The sequence below is a fragment of the Methylobacterium terrae genome (assembly GCF_003173755.1).
Lineage (GTDB): Bacteria > Pseudomonadota > Alphaproteobacteria > Rhizobiales > Beijerinckiaceae > Methylobacterium > Methylobacterium terrae.
Genome location: NZ_CP029553.1, coordinates 4,505,299 through 4,524,013 on the forward strand (window position 1 = coordinate 4,505,299; position 18,715 = coordinate 4,524,013).

Below are 18,715 nucleotides of genomic sequence, written 5' to 3' on the forward strand. Positions count from 1 at the left end.
CGGCGGGAGACGGCCTACATGGCGGGCACAAGCGAGCGGGGCTCGGTCGGAGTGCCGCCGGGCACCTTCGTGCGCGAGCCTGGCCGCGATCGGCCGCGGGCTCGCGCCGGCGACCAGCGGGGTCGGACGCCGACGCGATGAATTTCGCCAGCAAGGACAACAACCTCGCGCGGGCCGAGCCCCTGCGCGATGCGGGCGCCGGGCCGGAGATGCCGCGCGACGAGGATCCGGCCGGGCAGGACCCGGGCCGTGATCCGCAATCGCCCCCGGCAGGTCATGCGTCCCCGGAACGTCATGCCCGCCACCGCCGCCGCTACGCCTGGCTCGGCACGCTGGCGAGCGTCGTGCTGTTCGTCATCTCCCTCGCGGTGCTGGGCAAGCTCGTCTCGACCGTCACATGGGCCGAGCTGCGCACCGCCTTCCTGGCGGCGACGCCGGAGCAGGTCGGCCTCGCCGTCGCGCTCGTCGTGGTGAGCTACCTCTTCCTCACCTGCTACGACGCCCTGGCGCTGCGCCAGCTCAAGCTGAAGGTGCCCTACCGCACCACCGCGCTCGCCTCCTTCACCAGCTACGCGGTGAGCTTCAACCTCGGCTTTCCCCTGCTCACCGCCGGCACGGTGCGCTACTGGATCTATTCGGCGCAAGGCCTCAGCCCCGGGCGCATCGCGGCGCTCACGATCGTTGCCGGCTTCACCTTCTGGCTCGGCATGGGGGCGGTGCTCGGCATCAGCCTGATCCGCGAGGCCGAGCCGCTCTCGCACCTCACCTATACCAGCGTCCTCCTCAACCAGGGGCTCGGGGTCGCGACGCTGGCGGCGGTGCTGGCCTACCTCGCCTGGGTCTCGCTGAAGCGCCGCAGCGTCAAGGTGCGGGGCTGGCGGCTGGAACTGCCGGGGCTGAAGCTGAGCTTGAGCCAGATGCTGGTCGGCGCCGGCGACGTCTGCGCGGCGGCGGGCGTGCTCTACGTGCTGCTGCCGGCCGGCCACGGCCTCAGCTTCGAGACCTTCGTGGCGATCTACGTGCTCGCCGCGATGCTCGGCATCGCCAGCCACGCGCCGGGCGGGCTCGGGGTGTTCGAGGCCACGGTGCTGCTGGCGCTCTCCGGCCTGCCGCGGGAATCGGTGCTCGGCGCGCTGCTGCTGTTCCGGGTCTGCTACTATCTGGTGCCGTTCGTGGTGGCGCTCGCGGCGCTCGGCGCCTACGAGATCGCCAAGCGGGCGCGCCTGACCCCGCGGGAAGCGCCCAACGATGATGCCGCCGAGAGCGACGAAAAGCCCTGACGCTGCCGAGCGGCAGGATGACCGGCGGGACGATCGGCAGGAAGCAAGGACCGCCGAGGGGGCCCCGCCGCCGCCGTTCCTGCCCAGCGCCTCCGGCACCCTCTCCGCCGCCCGCCGGGCCGCCTGGCGCGGCGCGCTCGGCGCCGCGCTGGTCTTCCTCGCCGGGATCGCCTGGCTGCACGGGCTCGATCCCGGGACCGGGCTCGTCGCCCTCCTCGCCGTCCTGGTCGGCGGCCTCGCCGCCGCGCCGCGGCGGGGCGAGCCGGTGCCGCGCTCCGAGGCGTCGCCCGGCCGCGGCCGCCACGGCCTCGCCGAGGCCCTGCTCGCCAACATCCCCGACCCCGTCATCCTGATCGACCGCCGCTCCCTGGTGATCGAGACCAACGCCGCCGCCCGCGCCCTGCTGCCGTCGCTGCGCCCGCGCCACCCGCTCTCCTTCGCGCTGCGCGACCCCGACGTGCTCGACGGCATCGAGACGGTCCTGCGCACCGGCGAGCCGCTGAAGACCCAGTATTCCCCCCGGGTCCCGACCGAGCGCACCTTCGAGGTGCAGATCGGCGCCATGCAGGGCGGCGAGGCCGGACGGGCCGGGCCGAACGTGGTGCTGTTCCTGCGCGACCTCACCTCGGCCCAGCGCCTCGAGACGATGCGGGTCGATTTCGTCGCCAATGCCAGCCACGAGCTGCGCACCCCGCTCGCCTCGCTGCTCGGCTTCATCGAGACGCTTCAGGGCCCGGCCCGGGACGATGCCAAGGCGCGCGAGCGCTTCCTCGGCATCATGCGGGTCCAGGCCCTGCGCATGACGCGGCTGATCGACGACCTCCTGTCCCTCTCCCGCATCGAATTGCGCGCCCACGTGCCGCCGACGCAGGCGGTCGAGGTGGCGCCGCTCGCCCGTCAGATCGTCGACGCCCTCGGGGTGATCGCCCGCGAGCGCGGCGTCGCCATCACCCTCGACGCCGAACCGGAGCCGCTGCGCGTCCTCGGCGACCGCGACGAGATCCTGCGGGTGATCGAGAACCTGGTCGAGAACGCCGTGAAGTACGGCGGCGACGGCGGCCGGGTCGATGTTGCCTTGAGCCTCCTGCCGGCGGAGGAGGGCCGCCCGCCGCAGGTCGAGATCGCGGTGCGCGACGAGGGGCCGGGCATCGCCCCCGAGCACCTGCCGCGCCTGACCGAGCGGTTCTACCGGGTCGACGCCGCCTCGAGCCGCCAGCAGGGCGGCACGGGCCTCGGCCTCGCGATCGTCAAGCACATCCTCAACCGCCATCGCGGCCGGCTGCTGGTCGAGAGCGCCCCGGGGGAGGGGGCGACCTTCCGTGCCCTGATCCCGGCCCTGATCCCGGCCCACGGCGATTCGCGGAACGCCGCCTCCGCCGATCAGGGGCAGGCGACGAGCAGCCGCCCGACATAGTCGGCGGCCGCCGCCGCGGCCGCGCCCGGGGTGCCGGTGGCCTCCTCGTCGGGGATCAGCTGCTCGCCCTCCTTCGCCTGCCGGGCCGGGCGGGTGAGCTTCAGCACGCAGTCCGGGCTGCCCGACAGCGTGACCGGGTCCCCCGGCGGCAGCCCGAAGGCGACGTAGAAATCCGGGTCGTCGACGCTCACCACCAGGGTGCGCACCGGGCCGGTCGGCCCCTGCGGCACCAGGGTGAAGTCCATGGTGAGGCGGCCTTGCGAAAAACGCGCCTTCGGGGCGGGGCCGGCCTTGAGGGTCAGCGGGCGCCCGTTGAGCTTGCCCGTCGTGAAATAGGCGGTCTCGGCCATCGCCTCCAGGCGCTCGACCGCCATGGCGTCGAGCTTTGCCTGATCCGGCACCCCGTCGCGCTTCGAATCGAGGTTCAGCACCGCGAAGGCGGAGTATTCCGGGTCGAAGGTCCAGGATTCGCGGATCGCCACCAGGTTGCGCTTGCCGTCGAGCACCAGCTCGGCCCGCGCCTGCACCCAGACGTGGGGATGCGCGAGCGCCGCCCCCGCCCCGCCGCACAGCATCGCCACAGCCGCCAGAACCCGCCCGATCATCGATCGCTCCCGCTTCGCCTGCTTCGCTGGACGGCTCGGGAACAAGAAGAAGTGCAATCCCTCAAGGCCGCTGCCTCCACACGTCACCGGCCGAGGCGCGGGGCCTCTCCTCTCCCCGCGGGCGGGGAGAGGGCTGTGTTCCCGTTCAGGAGACACAGCAAGCCCGCAGGGCGAGGGTGAGGGGGTGTTTCCGGAGGAGCCATCTTGGCACCTCCCCCTCGCCATCGGCTGCCGCCTCGCTGCGCCCTCTCCCCGCCCGCGGGGAGAGGGGATGCGCACGACGCGGCGCGTGAACAGCCAGCCCGTACGGAATGGGGATCCCGCGCTCGATCTTGTCCCGGTCGTCTCCCGCGACAGCTCTTCGCCCTCTGGAGCCCGAGCGCGGCGAAACCATGTTCGCGACGCAAGGGCCGTAGACGATCACAACCGTATCGCATCGCCGCGCGACGACCCACATCTCCCACCGGGAGACAGCCACCATGACCGCATCCGCCCGCCGCCTCACCCTGCCCGTCGAGGGCATGACCTGCGCGTCCTGCACCGGCCGCGTCGAGCGAGTGCTGAAACGGGTGCCGGGCGTGCAGGCCGTCGCGGTCAATCTCGCCACCGGCCGCGCCACCCTCGACCTCGCACCCGACAACGATCCCGTCGCCCTGGCCGAGGCGGTGGAGGGCGCCGGCTACGCGGTGCCCGAGGCGGTGACCGAGCTCGCCGTCGAGGGGATGACCTGCGCATCCTGCACCGGCCGGGTCGAGCGGGGGCTCGAAAGCGTGCCCGGCGTGCGCGCGGCGAGCGCCAACCTCGCCACCGGCCGGGTCACCGTGCGCCACCCCGCCGGCCTCGTCTCGCCGGACGCCCTCGCCGACGCCGTGCGCGAGGCGGGCTACGAGCCCCGCCCGGTGACGGCGCAAGCCGACGCCCCCGCTTCCCCCCGCGAGGCCGAGACCCTGGCCCGGGACCTGGTTCTCGCCGCCCTGCTCTCGCTCCCCGTCGTGGTGCTCGACATGGGGGGGCATCTCGTCGGCCACGGCCTCCTGCCCGGCGCCGGGATTTTCGGGATTTCTTGGAGCGCCGGCATCCAGGCGGTGCTCGCCACCCTGGTGCTGGCCGGGCCCGGGCGGCGCTTCTTCGCCCGCGGCCTGCCCGGGCTGGTCCGCGGCCACCCGGACATGAACGCGCTGGTGGCCCTCGGCGCGGGTGCCGCCTACCTGTACTCGCTGGTCGCGACGCTGGCGCCCGGGCTGCTCCCGGCGGGTGCGGCCCACATCTACTTCGAGGCGTCCGTCCTCATCGTCACCCTGATCCTGCTCGGGCGCACCCTCGAGGCCAGGGCCCGGGGCCGCACCGGCGCGGCGATCGCCCGCCTCGTCGGCCTCGCGCCGAAGACCGCGCTCGTCGTGCGCGACGGCATCGAGACCGAGGTGCCGGCGGCCGATCTCCAGGTCGGCGACCGCGTGCGGGTCCGCCCCGGCGAGCGCCTGCCGGCGGACGGACGGGTGGTCGAGGGCACGTCCCGCATCGACGAGAGCATGCTGACCGGCGAGCCGGTGCCGGCGGCCAAGGGCCCGGGCGACGTGGTCACCGGCGGCACCGTCAACGGCACCGGCGCGCTCGAGGTCGCGGTCGAGCGGATCGGTGCCGACACGGCGCTCGCCCAGATCGTCCGCATGGTCGAGGCGGCTCAAGGAGCGAAGCTCCCGATCCAGGCGGTCGCCGACCGGGTCACCGCCCGCTTCGTGCCGGCGGTGCTCGCCCTCGCCCTCCTCACCTTCCTCGCCTGGCTCAGCCTTGGCCCGGCTCCGTCCCTCGGCGAGGCCCTGGTCCACGCCGTCGCGGTGCTGATCATCGCCTGCCCCTGCGCCATGGGACTGGCGACCCCAACCTCGATCATGGTCGGCACTGGGCGAGCGGCGGAACGCGGCGTGCTGTTTCGCAGCGGCGCGGCGCTCCAGGCGCTGGAAGACGTGCGCGTCGTCGCCTTCGACAAGACCGGCACCCTGACCGAGGGCCGGCCCTCCCTCACCGACCTGATCCCGGCCCCCGGCTTCGACCCCGACGCGGTGCTGGCGAGCGCCGCCGCGCTCGAATCCCGCTCCGAGCACCCGATCGCCCGCGCCGTCGTGGCGGCCGCCGCCGAGAAGGGCCTGCCCCTGCCGCCGGTGAGCGCGTTCGCGGCGGTGCCGGGTCACGGCGTCACCGGCCGGGCCGGCGACCGGCAGGTCGCGATCGGTGCCGCCCGCCACCTCGCCGGGCTCGACCTCGCGGGCCTCGCACCGCACGCCGAGCGCCTGGCCGCGCAGGGCCGCTCCCCGGTCTTCGTCGCCCTCGACGGCGTGCCGGCGGCGGTTCTCGCCGTCTCGGACCCGGTCAAGCCCGGGGCCGCCGAGGCGGTGCGGGCGCTGGCCGACCGGGGCCTCGCGGTCGCCCTCGTCACCGGCGACGCGACGGGGACCGCCGAGGGCGTGGCGCGGAGCCTCGGCATCGCCATCGTGCTCGCCGAGGTGCTGCCCGCGGGCAAACGCGACGCCGTCCGGTCCCTGCGGGAGCGGCACGGCCCGGTCGCCTTCGTGGGCGACGGCATCAACGACGCCCCGGCGCTGGCCGAGGCCGAGATCGGGCTCGCCATCGGCACCGGCACCGACGTGGCGGTGGAGAGCGCCGACGTGGTGCTGATGGCCGGCGACCCCGCCACCGTCGGCGAGGCGCTGCGGCTGTCGCGGGCGGTGATGCGCAACATCCGCCAGAACCTGTTCTGGGCCTTCGCCTACAACGTGGCGCTGATCCCGGTGGCGGCGGGCGTCCTGCGGGTGGTCGGCGGTCCGTCCCTGTCGCCGGTGCTGGCGGCGGGTGCGATGGCCCTGTCGAGCGTGTTCGTGGTCGGCAACGCGCTGCGGCTCAGGCGGGCGTGAGGGCGGAACGACAAGGGCGCGAGTTTCCCCTCTCCCCGACAGATCCCGGGCCTGCCCGGGATCTGCAAGCGACGGACGAAGGCGGGCAAGCCCGACTTCTCGCGGGGAGAGGGCCGTGTCGACGTTCAGGAGACACGGCAAGCGCAGGCGAAAGCCGGAGCGACGGTGAGGGGGGGGTTCCGGGGGAGTCTCATCCGTCGAAACCCCCTCACCCTCGCCCTTCGGGCTTGCCGCGCCCTCTGCACGAGGGCCCGGCCCTCTCCCCGCCCGCGGGGAGAGGAGGGGACCCGCGCTTCATCCTGCGATGCTTCCGAGAAGAAGAGGCGCTTATCGAGAGCCCTCTGGCAGACATCAGATCTTTCTCACCGCCCCGCCCTGTCCTTCAACGCCGGGCAGTTCCCCTGCTCCAGCGGCCGAAACGCCCGATCCCCCGGGATCGTCGCCACCGGCTCGTAGAAGTCCCACTCGCCCTTCGAGGCCGCGGGCGTCTTGACCTGGAACACGTAGACATCGTGCACCATCCGCCCGTCCGGGCGCAGGCGCGCGTTGCGCACCACCTCGTCGGCGATCGGGAGGGCGTGCATCGTCGCCATCACGGCGCCGGCCTCGTCGGTGCCCGCGGCAGCGGCCGCCTTCAGGTAATGGCGGACCGCCGAGTAGATCCCGGCATGGATCGCCGAGGGCACGGTGCCGTGGAGCGCCCGGAACCGGGCCGAGAACGCCCGGGTGCCCGGGTCGAGGTCCCAGTAGAACCCCTCCGTCAGCACCGTCCCCTGCGCGGTCTGAAGGCCGATGCTCCGCACGTCCATCACTGTGAGGAAGAACGCCGCGAGCCGCTGGGCGCTGCCGAGCAGCCCGAAGTCGCGCGCCGCCTTGACCCCCGTGATCGTGTCGCCGCCGGCATTGGCGAGCGCGACGATGTCGGCGCCCGAGCCTTGCGCGGTGACGATCTGCGACGAGAGGTCGGCGGCCGGGAAGGGGTGGCGCACCGAGCCGAGGACGCGCCCGCCCTCACGGGCGACGAGCTGGCGCGTATCGGCCTCGAGCTGGTTGCCCAGCGCGTAATCCGCGGTGACGAGCTGCCAGGTCGTGCCGGGCTTCGTGAGCGTGGTCGAGACGCCGGCGACCTGGACGTAGGTGTCCCACATCCACTGCACGATGTGGCTCGGCAGGCAGGCATCGCCCGTGAGCCGCGCGGTGCCGCCCGGAAACAGGCCGAGGCGGTTCTTGGCCTTGAGGAGCGGCGGCAGGGCGAGCTGGATCGAGGCGTTCGACATGTCGGTCAGGACGTCGACGCCCTGGCGGTCGATCCACTCGCGGGCGATGGCTGAGGCCACGTCGGCCTTGTTCTGGTGGTCGGCGGAGACGATCTCGATATTCATCCCCCGGCATTCGGCCGCCAGGCAGTCGTCGACCGCCATCCGCGTCGCGACCACCGAGCCCTTGCCGGTGATGTCCGCGTAGACGCCGGACATGTCGGTGAGGACGCCGATCCTGATCTTGCCGTCGGAAATCTTGCCGTCGGAGACCTCGGCGGCGGCCGGGGCCGCACTCAGCAGGGCGGCGGCGAGCAGGGCGGAGCGCCACGCGCCTCGCGTCGGACCGGGCATCGATTCCCCCATGGCGGCTCCTCGCGCGAGAGCCCGTTCGATCCACTATGACGGAACCGGCGCCCGGATTGAACCGCCCGTCAGGCCCGGATCGCGTCGAGGCCCCGCCAGTCGAACGCGATGCCGTGGCCCGGCCGGTCGGGCGCCACCGCGAAGCCCTCCTCGATCACGAGCGGCTCGGCGAGGTAGGCGTCGAGGCCGAAGCCGTGCGCCTCGAGGTAGGAGCGGTTCGGGCAGGCGGCGAGCAGGTGCACCGTGACGTCGTGCGCGCCGTGGGACGTGACCGGCAGGTTGAAGGCCTCCGCCAGGTGCGCGATCTTCATGAACGGGGTCACGCCGCCGCAATTCGTCACGTCCGGCTCCGGATACGTGACGCCGCCGGCCGCGATCAGCTGCTTGAAGTCCCACAACGTGCGCAGGTTCTCGCCCGCCGCGATCGGCAGCCCGCCCTCGCGCACGACGCGCGCCTGGCCGGCGACGTCGTCGGGGATGAGCGGCTCCTCCAGCCAGGTCAGGTCGAAGGGCTGGAAGGCGCGCGCGGCGCGGATCGCCTCGTCGGCGCTCCAGCGCATGTTGGCGTCGGCCATCAGGGGGAATCCGTCGCCGAGATGCTCGCGCATCGCCCGCACCCGCTCGACATCCTCGGAGAGCTTGCGCCGGCCCACCTTCATCTTGATGGCCCGAAAGCCCTTCGCCAGGTTGTCGTCAGTCTGGCGCAGCAACTGGTCGAGCGGCAGCTGGAGGTCGATGCCGCCGGCGTAACACGGCACTTTGGCGTCGTGCCCGCCGAGCAGCGTCCAGAGCGGCTGGCCGAGGCGCTTCGCCTTCAGGTCCCACAGCGCCATGTCGATCGCCGATTGGGCCAGCACCGTGGGCCCGCCGCGGCCGCCGTAATGCTGGCCCCACCAGATCCGCTGCCAGATGTGCTCGATCCGGTCGGCCTCCTGCCCGACGAGCTGGTCGGGAATGTCGCGCCTGAGGATCGCATCGATGGCGGCGCCGTTGCGGCCGCAGGTATAGGTGTAGCCGACGCCCTCCGCCCCGTCCGCGTCGCGCAGCCGCACGGTGTTCAGCTCGAAGGCCGGCATGTCGCCGTGCATGCTGTCGCTGAGGGTGACGGCCAGCGTCACGCGATAGTAACCGGCCTCCAGCGAGACGATGCGGGGCATGGCGTTCCTCCCGAGCCGGGCGGCTGTTCGCGCCGCTCCGGACCCTGTTCGTTGGCTATTGTGATGCCGGCCTATGGTCGCCTCAGGACATCGTCAAGATGTGCCCGCGATGCATGAGCCATGTCGGCGCACACGTTGTCGATGCGAGTCTTTCATACTAGGCCGAAATCGGGCCGATGGTCCATTCCATGGGGCGCAATCTGATCTTGCGCGCTCATACTTTGTGTTGACTGTCGTCGAATTGCCTCCCGCGCCGTCCCGTGCTGATATGCGGGGAAAGCCGCCCGACCACAGGGGCGGACGGGAGGAACGGTTCGATGAAGCGAGTGATCGCGGGCGCGTTGTCGCTTGGTACCCTGGTTATGGCAGCGCTGCCGGCCGTCGCGCAGGACAACAAGACGCTCACCGTCTGGTTCAGCAAGGGCTTCTACCGGTCAGAGGACGAGTCGCTCTGGGCGACGATCAAGAAGTTCGAGCAGAAGACCGGGATCAAGGTCGAGCTGTCGCAATACGCGATCCAGGACATGATCCCGAAGACCGTGGCGGCGCTCGATTCCGGCTCGCCGCCCGACGTCGGCTATTCCGACACCTACAACAACCAGGCCGCCGGCAAGTGGGCCTTCGAGGGCAAGCTCGAGGACCTCACCGACATCCTCCAGCCGATGATGCCGCGCTTCGCGCCCCAGACCGTCGAGCACGTGCTGCTCATGAACGGCCAGACCAACAAGAAGGCCTATTACGGCTTCCCGCTCAAGCGCCAGACGCTCCACACCGAGACCTGGGGCGACATGCTGGAGAAGGCCGGCTTCAAGCCGTCCGACGTGCCGACGAAGTGGGCCGATTACTGGTCGTTCTGGTGCGACAAGGTCCAGCCGGCCTACCGCAAGGCGTCGGGCACCCGGACCTACGGCATCGGCGCGCCGATGGGCGTGGAATCGACCGACAGCTTCCAGTCCTTCTACGCCTTCATGGACGCCTACGACGCCAAGCTCGTCGACAACGACGGCAAGCTGACCGTCGACGACCCGAAGACCCGCGAGGGCGTGGCGAAGGCGCTGAAGGACTACACCGACCCCTACGTCAAGGGCTGCGTGCCGCCGTCCGCCACGACCTGGAAGGACCCCGACAACAACGTCGCCTTCCACAACCGCACCACGGTGATGACGCACAACTTCACCATCTCGATCGCCGCGAAGTGGTACGAGGACAGCGTCAACCCGAACAACACGCCCGAGCAGCGCGAGGCCTCGAAGAAGGCCTACGAGGAGACGATCATCACCGCGCCGTTCCCGAACCGGCCGGACGGCAAGCCGATGACCTACCGCGCCGACGTCAAGCACGGCGTCGTCTTCTCGGGCGCCAAGAACAAGGCGGCGGCCAAGGAGTTCGTGAAGTTCATCATGGAGGAGGACAACCTCCGTCCCTACGTCGAGGGCGCGATCGGCCGCTGGTTCCCGGTGACGAAGGAGTCGATCGAGAGCCCGTTCTGGCAGGCCGACAAGCACCGCAAGGCGGTCTACAACCAGTTCAAGTCCGGCACCGAGCCGTTCGACTACGTGAAGAACTACAAGTTCACGCTGGTCAACAACGAGAACGTGTTCGCCAAGGCGATGAACCGGGTGGTGAGCGAGAAGGTCCCGGTCGAGAAGGCCGCCGACGAGATGCTGGTCCGCATCAAGCAGATCGCCGGGCAGTAAGAAGAAAGGGCTGTTCGGGGAAGGAGAAGGCGCAGGAATACCCCTCTCCCCGCGGGCGGGGAGAGGCCTGAGCTCCGAAGGGGCTCAGAAAGCCCGAAGGGCGGGGGTGAGGGGGTGGTTCCGGAGGAGCCTCATCCGTCGAGACCCCCTCACCCTCGCTTCGGCTGCGCCTGCGCTCGCTGGGTTCCCTGAACGGGAACCCAGCCCTCTCCCCGCCCGCGGGGAGAGGGGAGACCCGCGCACTTCTTTCCACGGCCAGCGCTGCGGACCGAAAGGGAGGCGGACTTGCCTCAGCCATCTACACCACCCGGAGCGGGGTCCGATCGCATCCTGATCGGGGCCCGCTCTCGGCATTCGCGTACCCCACCTCACGGCCTCATCGAGGAGACCGACCATGTCCGCAACGGTCGCTGAGGCAGCGCCGGTCGCCGCGGCCCAGCCCTTCCGCCTGACCTCGTGGCAGGCCTGGGGGCTGATCCTGATCGCGCCCTACCTGCTGATCTTCCTGTTCTTCGTCATCTACCCGATCGGCTACGGCTTGTGGCTGGCGCGCAGCCCCGCGAGCTACGTCCATCTGGCCGAAGACCCGATCTTCGCCCGCGCCGTCGTCAACACGCTGATCTTCCTGATCGTCGGCATCAACGTGAAGATGGCGATCGCGCTCCTCTTGTCGGGCTTCTTCACCAACGAGCGGAGGTGGATCCGCTGGCTGTCGGTGCTGTTCATCCTGCCCTGGGCGGTGCCGTCGATCCCCACCATCCTGTCGGTGCGGTTCATGCTGAACCCCGAATGGGGCGTGGTGAACTCGCTGATCTTCCGCTTCACCGGCGAGGACGGCCCGAACTGGCTCAACGACCCGAGCCTCGCGCTGACGCTCGCCATCGGCGTCCATATCTGGAAGTCGCTGCCGTTCTGGACGCTGATCCTGCTCGCCGGCCGCCTCGCCATCTCGGCCGACATGTACGAGGCGGCCTCGGTCGACGGCGCCACCAAGTGGCAGAAGTTCCTGCACGTCACCTGGCCGTCGATGCGGACGCTCTACGTGACCTGCACCATCCTGTCGATGATCTGGACGCTGGGCGACTTCAACTCGGTCTACCTGCTCACCGGCGGCGGTCCCGCCGACCTCACCCACGTGCTGGCGACCCTCGGCATCCGGTATCTCCGCCTCGACCAGGTCGACGCCTCGATGGCGGCGGTGGTCTGCGCGATGCCCTTCGTGCTGCCGCTGGTCTACGTGCTGATGAAGAGGCTCTCGAAATGAGCACGACCCTGACAGCCCGCGCCGCTCCGTCCGCCGAGGAGCGCGCCGCCGCCCGCACCAACTGGCTCAAGGCGGCCGGAACGGAGGCCAAGCTCCTTCTCATCGGCATCCCGGTCCTGCTCTGGACCGTGATCCCGATCTATCACCTCGTCCTGTTCGCGATCTCGCCGAAGCAGGACGCGATGTCGGGCGCGCTGTTCCCGGCCCACCCGACGCTGCAGAACTTTAGAATCGTGTTCGGGCAGCAGCACTACTTCCTGTCGAACTTCTGGCAGCAATTCTGGAACTCGGCGGTCATCGCCTTCGCGACCGGCGTGCTGACGCTGGTCGTCGCCACCGCGGCGGCCTTCGCGATCAGCCGCCTGAAGGTGAAGGGCGGCCGGACCGTGATGAACATGGCCCTGTTCACCTACTTCATCCCGGCCGCGTTCCTGGCCGTGCCGATGTACAAGACGATGGGGGCCTACGGGCTGCTCAACTCGAAATGGGCGCTGATCCTCGCGATGGTGACGATCGCCAGCCCCTACGCGATCTGGGTGCTGAAGCAGGCCTCCGACAAGCTGCCGGTGGAGCTGGACGAAGCCGCGATCATGGACGGCGCCTCGCCGCCCCAGCTCTTCCGCTTCGTCTACCTGCCGCTGATGGTCCCGTCGCTGGTCGCGATCGGCGTCTACGCGCTGCTGCTCGCCTGGAACGAGTACCTGTTCGCCTTCCTGCTCCTCTCCCGCGACACCGACGTGACCCTGCCGGTGGCCCTGGGCAGCTTCCTGGCGGCAGATGACTCTCCGTGGGAGCTGCTGATGACCACCGGGTTGATCTACGCCCTGCCGCCGGCCGCGATCTATTATGTGTTCAAGCGGTATATGGTGGGTGGGTTGACGGCGGGGGCGGTGAAGAGCTGATCGCTGGCGGTTGCTGCCTTGCGTTGTGGGGGCGGATCACGAGCTATCGTGGTCCGCCCTTTTGTTCTACTAGAGTAAATTATTTTGAACAGTATCGTCAAATCTATCCGTATTAATTAAGCAAGGCACGTAATTAATACGGGAAATAATTTGAGATATGGCGATAAAATATATGAATTGCACGGATCGCATTGAGGGGGCTGATTGTGCTTCTACATGATTGGTTAGAATTCGCCTCTGTTATGGCAAATATGTCGCGTTTGAGGGCGCAAAAAGGCTCGCGTTGAGCATGCGAGGGGTGCTATTGTCGGTTAACAGCTAGCCTATCGTGGCTCACGCTTGGCGCTGTCAGCAACGTGACGGTGATGGATTCAGAGAAAGTCACAGTTACCGTTCAGTCTAGCGCTGGAGAGGAGACTCCTCTCCTTGTCGGCGACGCTATGCGTCAGATCCTAGATTTTTTTGAATTGCTTAATTTTGCTGGAGGGTCGGAGGGCGAGTTAATTGCCTGGGAAGTTATTTCTGTGTCTATGAATAGCCCTTTGACTATAACTGCTAGGGCTGTGCCGAGATCTTCTGGCGTAGACGCAATTTCCATTGCCAAGCGTGAGAAGGCCAAAATTGCTTACTCTTTTTCAGACATTATTAAAGGAGAGCGTATTCCTGATTGGATGAATGATGATGCTCGCGACAGGGCGAAATCATTCTTGAAGCGCAATACTAATGGTGTCGGGCGAACAGATATTGTGCTTTATGAAGATAGCAGACCATTAGTCATTAATCCAACGGCAGCGGGGCGAGCGTTTAAAAATATTGAGCAGTATGAAAAGTCGATTGTTCCTATTACCTTTGAGAATGATTTATCTCGCGTTGAATACGGTTCAATCGAAGCTAAATTAAAGTCGCTAACAAGTTGGTATGATAAGCCGGCTATTGTTGTCAAAGAGAGATTGTCGAAGCGTGATATAACTTGTGTGCTTCGTCCTGAGGTTGCGCATGAAATCGGAAAGCTACACAGTTGGATAGAAATTTGGGCCGGCAAAAGAGCACTGATAAGTGGGCGTCTCAATTTCCAGAAAGAAGGCCGGCTTCAGCTGGTATCGGCAGATAATATTGAAATCATCAATCAGAAGCCAAAAAGATTTGAAGACATTGCCGATCCTGATTTTACTGGTGGACTAGAGGTCAGAGATTATCTGAACCAACTATGGGGTGAGGACATTGACTGACGCCCCCAAGCAAATCTACTGGGACTCCTGTGCTTGGATCGGGCTATTATGCTCTGAGCAAGACAAGATAACTGCTTTGCGTTCAATTTGGGAGGATGCCAAGGCTGGCAAATATGAAATATGGACTAGTGTTTATTCATATTTAGAAGTCATACACAGTAAGGCGCCTTATGGTGAGGCTTATCCACCTGAGAGCGACGACAAAAAAGTCGAAGAGATTTTATCGCAAGAGTTTGTGATCCGAGCGCAAGTAGATGTTCCTGTCGCGCGCCTCGCGAAAAAATTGAAAAGGGATTTGCACCACAAAGGACTTAAAAAGCGCAGCGATGCTATTCATCTTGCTACCGCACTTTATCATAATTCAGAGGAGCTGCATACATGGGATGCCAGCGATCTTTTGCAATTTGATAATCAATTAAAATGTAAAAACGGAAATAATCTAAAAATAATAATCCCTGCTGCCGACAAAATGCACGTACCGTTATTCGCACAAATGCACTTGCCAAAAATGCCGCGTGTTGATGACAAAAAATAATAAAAAAATCGAAAGTAGTTTTCACTCTTTTTATTGAAATACAACGAGTTTTTGTGTGGCTACATCAGTCGATGTAGCCACATTAAACGGATATTAAGCCACCGCCGCCACACCCCCCGGCATCAACCGCCCTTCCTCCACCGCATGACACGCCACCCCATCCCGAAACACCGGCACTTCCGCCTTGCACCGGTCATTCGCGAACGGGCAGCGCGGGTGGAAGGTACAGCCTGACGGCGGGTTGATCGGGTTCGGGATCTCGCCCTGCACCGGCACGCGTTGGCGGCCGATATGCGCAAGATCCGGAACCGCATCGAGGAGCATGCGGGTGTAGGGGTGCTTCGGGGCGGTGAAGAGCTCGCGGCCGCCGCCGATCTCGACGATGCGGCCGAGATACATCACGCCGATGCGGTTCGCCATGTGGCGCACCACGGCGAGGTTGTGGCTGATGAACAGGTAGGTCAGGCCGAGCCGGTCCTGGAGGTCGCGCATCAGGTTCAGGATCTGGGCCTGGACCGAGACATCGAGGGCCGAGGTCGGCTCGTCGGCGACCAGGAACTCGGCCTCGGAGGCGAGCGCCCGCGCGATGGCGATGCGCTGGCGCTGGCCGCCCGAGAAGGCGTGGGGGTAGCGCTTGCCGTCGTCGGGGTGCAGGCCGACCAGGGTCAGGAGCTCGCCGACCCGGGCCTGGATCTCGCGCTCCCCGCTGAGGAGCCCGAAGGCGCGGATCGGCTCGGAGACGATCCGGTCGACCCGCCAGCGCGGGTTCATCGAGGCGTAGGGGTCCTGGAAAATCATCTGGATGCGCCGGCGCAACTGGCGGCGCTCGGCGGCCTGGCGCGGGTCGGTCATCGAGATGCCGGCGATTCTGACCTCGCCGTCGGAGGGCGGCATCAGGCCGACCACCATGCGGGCGACGGTCGACTTGCCGGAGCCGGATTCGCCGACGATCGCCAGGGTCTCGCCCTTGGCGACCGAGAACGAGACGTGGTCGACGGCGCGCAGGAACTGGCGCGGTTGGCGCTCGATCACCCGGTTGAGCCAGGGGCGCGAGACGTCGAACAGGCGGCGCAGGTCGCGGACCTGCACGTAGTCGGGCTGGGGCGTGATCACGGGCTTCAAGGCGATATGGGGCTTGATGTCGGGCTTCATGCGGCGGCCTGTCCGGACGCGTCGTAGAGGTGGCAGGCGACCCGGTGCGAGCCGACCGTCAGGGGCTCGGGCCGGTCGACCGTGCAGCGGGCAAAGACCTTCGGGCAGCGCGGGTTGAAGGCGCAGCCGGGCGGGATCGCCGAGAGCCGCGGCATCGCGCCGGGGATCTGGGCCAGCCGATCGGCCTCGTGCGACAGGGACGGGATCGCCCCCATCAGGCCCCTGGCGTAGGGGTGGAGCGGATCGCCCACCACCGCCGCCACCGGGCCGATCTCGGCGACGCGGCCGGCATACATCACCGCGACGCGGTCGGCGGCCTCGGCGATCACCCCCATGTCGTGGGTGATCAGCATCACGGCGGTGCCGTGGTCGCGCCCGAGGCGCTTCAGGAGCGTGATGATCTGGGCCTGGACCGAGACGTCGAGGGCGGTGGTCGGCTCATCCGCGATAATCAGCTCGGGCTCGGCGGCGAGCGCGAGCGCGATGACGACGCGCTGCCTCATGCCGCCGGAGAACTCGTGCGGGAAGCCGTCGATGCGCCGCTCCGGCGCCGGGATGCCGACCTCGGCCAAGAGGTCGATCGCCCGCTGGCGGGCGGCGCGGCCTGAGAGGTCGGTGTGGGTGCGGATCGTCTCCTCGATCTGCCGGCCGACCCGGTAGAGCGGGTTGAGGCTGGTCAGCGGGTCCTGGAAGATCATGCCGATGCGCTTGCCGCGCACACGGCGCATCGCCTCCGGGGGCAGGTTGTCGATGCGCTCGCCGGCGAGGCGGATCTCGCCGCCGGCGATGCGGCCGGGCGGGTCGATCAGGCCGATCACCGCCGAGCCGGTCACCGACTTGCCGGCGCCGGACTCGCCGACGACGCCGAGCACCTCGCCGCGGTTGATCTCGAAGGAGACACCGTCGAGCGCGGTCAGCACGCCGCGGCGGGTGGCGAACTCGACCCGCAGGTCGCGCACCGAGAGGACGGGTTGGGACATGGTGGAACCGGGGGTCATTGCAGCTTGGGGTTCAGGGCGTCGCGCAGCCAGTCGCCCAGCAGGTTGATCGCCAGGACGAGGCCGGCGAGCGCCAGGCCCGGGAAGGCGACGATCCACCACTCGCCCGAGAACAGGAAGCGGTTGCCGGTGCGGATCAGCGTGCCGAGCGAGGGCATCGTCTCCGGCAGGCCGGTGCCGAGGAAGGAGAGCGTCGCCTCGGTGATGATGGCGAGCGCGAGGTTGATGGTGGCGATGACGAAGACCGGGCCGGTGACGTTCGGCAGGATGTGGCGGGTGAGGATCACCGGCGCCGACAGGCCGATGAGCCGGCCGGCCTGGACGTAGTCCTTGTTCTTCTCGACCATCACCGAGCCGCGCACGGTGCGGGCGTACTGCACCCAGAACGACAGGCCGATCGCCACGACGATGAGGGCGATCTGCGCGTCCGCCTCCATGTGGCCGCCGGCCACCGCCTTGGCGACGCCGTCGACGATGAGCGCGATCAGGATCGCCGGGAAGGTCAGCTGCACGTCGGCGACGCGCATGATGATCGTGTCGACCCATCCGCCGGCGTAACCCGCGATCAGCCCGAGGCCGATGCCGATGAAGCCCGAGAGCAGCACGCCGAGCACGCCGACGAGGAGCGACAGGCGCATGCCGTAGAACACCGCCGAGAGCACGTCGCGGCCCTGGTCGTCGGTGCCGATCAGGAACGGCGCCTGGCCGTCGGCGTACCAGAGCGGCGGCAGGCTCGCGTTCATCAGCTCGAGCTGCGCCGGGTCGTAGGGGTTCTGCGGCGAGATGAGGGGGGCCAGCAGCGCGAGCGCGACGAACAGCACCGTGGCGAAGAACGCCGCCATGGCGAGCTTCGAGCGCTTGAAGCTGGCGAAGAGATCGGAATCGAGGAAGCGCGCGAGGCGCGACGGCGGGGCCGCCGCGGTCAGGGTCGGCGCGGGAGCGGGGGAGGCCATGTTACGAAAAAATCCTCACGCCGCCCGCCGCACCGAGAGGCGCAGTCGCGGATCGACGATGGTGTAGAGGAGATCGACCACGAGGTTGATCGTCACGAAGATGAGGGCGACCAAGAGCAGGTAGGCGGCCATGATCGGCACGTCGACGTTCTGCACCGCCTGCACGAAGAGCAGGCCCATGCCGGGCCACTGGAACACCGTCTCGGTGATGATCGAGAAGGCGATGATCGAGCCGAGCTGGAGGCCCGCCACGGTGATGACCGGAACGAGCGTGTTCTTCAGCGCGTGGCCGAAATGGATCGACCGGGTGGTGAGGCCCCGGGCGCGTGCGAAGCGGATGTAGTCGGTGCGCAGGACCTCCAGCATCTCGGCCCGGACGAGGCGCATGATCAGCGTCATCTGGAACAGCCCGAGGGTGATCGAGGGCAGGATCAGCGCCTTCCAGCCGGATACGGTGAGGAAGCCGGTGGTCCACCAGCCGATCCGCACCGTGTCGCCGCGGCCGTAGGAGGGCAGCCAGCCGAGCGTCACCGAGAACAGGAAGATCAGCAGGATGCCGATCAGGAAGGTCGGCAGCGAGACGCCGACGAGGGAGATGGCCTGGACGAGCTTGGCGCCGACGCTGTCGCGGCGGAGCGCCGAATAGACCCCCATCAGGATGCCGGCGGTGAGCGCGAACAGGGTGGCGCAGAAGGCCAGTTCGAGGGTCGCGGGCATGCGCTCGGCGAGCAGCGTCGAGACCGGCTGGCGGAACTGGTACGAGTTGCCGAACTGGCCGCGGACGGCGTTGCCGGCGTAGCGGGCGAACTGCACCAGCACCGGATCGTCGAGGCCGAGGCTCTGGCGGATCTGCAGCCGCTCGGCATAGGGCGTATCGGGTGCCACGAGCTGGTTCACCGGATCGCCGGCGAAGCGGAACATCGCGAAGGCGATCAGCCCGACCGCCAGCAGCACCCCGACGGATTGCAGCAGGCGGCGGAGAATGAAGGCGAGCATGG

Annotated in this window: 15 protein-coding genes; 8 read left to right on the top strand and 7 right to left on the bottom strand. The window is 68.0% G+C overall.

Translation table 11 applies throughout. The features are described from left to right. The first annotated feature begins 137 nt into the window (after nt 1–137). Complete coding sequence (locus tag DK419_RS20915; protein WP_109960797.1) at nt 138–1,280, top strand: lysylphosphatidylglycerol synthase domain-containing protein; 1,143 nt, start codon at nt 138–140, stop codon at nt 1,278–1,280. Continuing rightward, the gene (locus DK419_RS20920; RefSeq protein ID WP_245442590.1) at nt 1,249–2,694 is read left to right on the top strand and encodes an ATP-binding protein; all 1,446 of its coding nucleotides are present in this window, start codon (nt 1,249–1,251) and stop codon (nt 2,692–2,694) included. The genes DK419_RS20915 and DK419_RS20920 overlap by 32 nt, the downstream gene beginning before the upstream one ends. Here the strand turns inward: DK419_RS20920 and DK419_RS20925 are convergent. After that, entirely contained in the window at nt 2,661–3,299 is a 639-nt protein-coding gene (locus tag DK419_RS20925) for a DUF1007 family protein (protein ID WP_109960798.1), read from the bottom strand. The two genes, DK419_RS20920 and DK419_RS20925, sit on opposite strands and share 34 nt — an antisense overlap. Before the next feature lie 479 nt (nt 3,300–3,778). Between DK419_RS20925 and DK419_RS20930 the strand changes: the two genes are divergently transcribed. Continuing rightward, nucleotides 3,779–6,208 (top strand): heavy metal translocating P-type ATPase, encoded by a 2,430-nt coding sequence (locus DK419_RS20930; protein ID WP_109960799.1) that lies wholly within the window; start codon nt 3,779–3,781, stop codon nt 6,206–6,208. 362 nt (nt 6,209–6,570) lie between these two features. On the opposite strand, the gene DK419_RS20935 is transcribed toward DK419_RS20930, so the two are convergent. Next, nucleotides 6,571–7,830, bottom strand: coding sequence for an ABC transporter substrate-binding protein (locus DK419_RS20935; RefSeq protein WP_245442592.1), 1,260 nt, complete (start codon nt 7,828–7,830; stop codon nt 6,571–6,573). 68 nt (nt 7,831–7,898) lie between these two features. Then, nucleotides 7,899–8,987 carry a mandelate racemase/muconate lactonizing enzyme family protein gene (locus DK419_RS20940; protein ID WP_109960800.1) on the bottom strand — a complete coding sequence of 363 codons (1,089 nt, stop codon included), beginning with the start codon at nt 8,985–8,987 and terminating at the stop codon, nt 7,899–7,901. A gap of 317 nt (nt 8,988–9,304) precedes the next feature. Here DK419_RS20940 and DK419_RS20945 point away from each other — a divergent pair, with 317 nt between their 5' ends. The 5 genes from DK419_RS20945 (at nt 9,305) to DK419_RS20960 (ending at nt 14,614) form a co-directional block, all read left to right on the top strand. After that, complete coding sequence (locus DK419_RS20945) at nt 9,305–10,684, top strand: ABC transporter substrate-binding protein (RefSeq protein WP_109960801.1); 1,380 nt, start codon at nt 9,305–9,307, stop codon at nt 10,682–10,684. Nucleotides 10,685–11,078: 394 nt separating this feature from the next. Further along, entirely contained in the window at nt 11,079–11,948 is an 870-nt protein-coding gene (locus tag DK419_RS20950; protein WP_109960802.1) for a carbohydrate ABC transporter permease, read from the top strand. Continuing rightward, nucleotides 11,945–12,850 (top strand): carbohydrate ABC transporter permease, encoded by a 906-nt coding sequence (locus DK419_RS20955; protein ID WP_245442594.1) that lies wholly within the window; start codon nt 11,945–11,947, stop codon nt 12,848–12,850. The genes DK419_RS20950 and DK419_RS20955 overlap by 4 nt, the downstream gene beginning before the upstream one ends. 365 nt (nt 12,851–13,215) lie before the next feature. After that, complete coding sequence (locus tag DK419_RS28790) at nt 13,216–14,079, top strand: hypothetical protein (RefSeq protein WP_162561335.1); 864 nt, start codon at nt 13,216–13,218, stop codon at nt 14,077–14,079. After that, nucleotides 14,072–14,614 (top strand): type II toxin-antitoxin system VapC family toxin, encoded by a 543-nt coding sequence (locus tag DK419_RS20960; RefSeq protein WP_162561336.1) that lies wholly within the window; start codon nt 14,072–14,074, stop codon nt 14,612–14,614. Before DK419_RS28790 ends, DK419_RS20960 begins: the two co-directional genes overlap by 8 nt. Before the next feature lie 93 nt (nt 14,615–14,707). On the opposite strand, the gene DK419_RS20965 is transcribed toward DK419_RS20960, so the two are convergent. From DK419_RS20965 to DK419_RS20980, 4 genes are read right to left on the bottom strand one after another with little or no spacing between them, the layout of a single operon-like run. After that, on the bottom strand, nt 14,708–15,766 hold the full coding sequence (locus DK419_RS20965; protein WP_109960804.1) for an ABC transporter ATP-binding protein: 1,059 nt from the start codon (nt 15,764–15,766) through the stop codon (nt 14,708–14,710). Next, nucleotides 15,763–16,746: an ABC transporter ATP-binding protein gene (locus DK419_RS20970; RefSeq protein ID WP_109960805.1), complete on the bottom strand. Its 984-nt coding sequence runs from the start codon at nt 16,744–16,746 to the stop codon at nt 15,763–15,765. Before DK419_RS20970 ends, DK419_RS20965 begins: the two co-directional genes overlap by 4 nt. Nucleotides 16,747–16,760: 14 nt before the next feature. Further along, the gene (locus DK419_RS20975) at nt 16,761–17,717 is read right to left on the bottom strand and encodes an ABC transporter permease (RefSeq protein WP_109960806.1); all 957 of its coding nucleotides are present in this window, start codon (nt 17,715–17,717) and stop codon (nt 16,761–16,763) included. A gap of 15 nt (nt 17,718–17,732) precedes the next feature. Beyond that, a complete protein-coding gene (locus DK419_RS20980) occupies nt 17,733–18,713 on the bottom strand; it encodes an ABC transporter permease (RefSeq protein ID WP_109960807.1) in 981 nt (326 codons plus the stop codon). Nucleotides 18,714–18,715 lie beyond the last annotated feature (2 nt).

Bases quoted from the DNA above. Each gene is read 5' to 3' on its own strand.
- DK419_RS20915 (WP_109960797.1), top strand. From the start codon at position 138: ATGAATTTCGCCAGCAAGGACAACAACCTCGCGCGGGCCGAGCCCCTG.
- DK419_RS20920 (WP_245442590.1), top strand. From the start codon at position 1,249: ATGATGCCGCCGAGAGCGACGAAAAGCCCTGACGCTGCCGAGCGGCAG.
- DK419_RS20925 (WP_109960798.1), bottom strand. From the start codon at position 3,299: ATGATCGGGCGGGTTCTGGCGGCTGTGGCGATGCTGTGCGGCGGGGCG.
- DK419_RS20930 (WP_109960799.1), top strand. From the start codon at position 3,779: ATGACCGCATCCGCCCGCCGCCTCACCCTGCCCGTCGAGGGCATGACC.
- DK419_RS20935 (WP_245442592.1), bottom strand. From the start codon at position 7,830: ATGGGGGAATCGATGCCCGGTCCGACGCGAGGCGCGTGGCGCTCCGCC.
- DK419_RS20940 (WP_109960800.1), bottom strand. From the start codon at position 8,987: ATGCCCCGCATCGTCTCGCTGGAGGCCGGTTACTATCGCGTGACGCTG.
- DK419_RS20945 (WP_109960801.1), top strand. From the start codon at position 9,305: ATGAAGCGAGTGATCGCGGGCGCGTTGTCGCTTGGTACCCTGGTTATG.
- DK419_RS20950 (WP_109960802.1), top strand. From the start codon at position 11,079: ATGTCCGCAACGGTCGCTGAGGCAGCGCCGGTCGCCGCGGCCCAGCCC.
- DK419_RS20955 (WP_245442594.1), top strand. From the start codon at position 11,945: ATGAGCACGACCCTGACAGCCCGCGCCGCTCCGTCCGCCGAGGAGCGC.
- DK419_RS28790 (WP_162561335.1), top strand. From the start codon at position 13,216: ATGGATTCAGAGAAAGTCACAGTTACCGTTCAGTCTAGCGCTGGAGAG.
- DK419_RS20965 (WP_109960804.1), bottom strand. From the start codon at position 15,766: ATGAAGCCCGACATCAAGCCCCATATCGCCTTGAAGCCCGTGATCACG.
- DK419_RS20970 (WP_109960805.1), bottom strand. From the start codon at position 16,746: ATGTCCCAACCCGTCCTCTCGGTGCGCGACCTGCGGGTCGAGTTCGCC.
- DK419_RS20975 (WP_109960806.1), bottom strand. From the start codon at position 17,717: ATGGCCTCCCCCGCTCCCGCGCCGACCCTGACCGCGGCGGCCCCGCCG.
- DK419_RS20980 (WP_109960807.1), bottom strand. From the start codon at position 18,713: ATGCTCGCCTTCATTCTCCGCCGCCTGCTGCAATCCGTCGGGGTGCTG.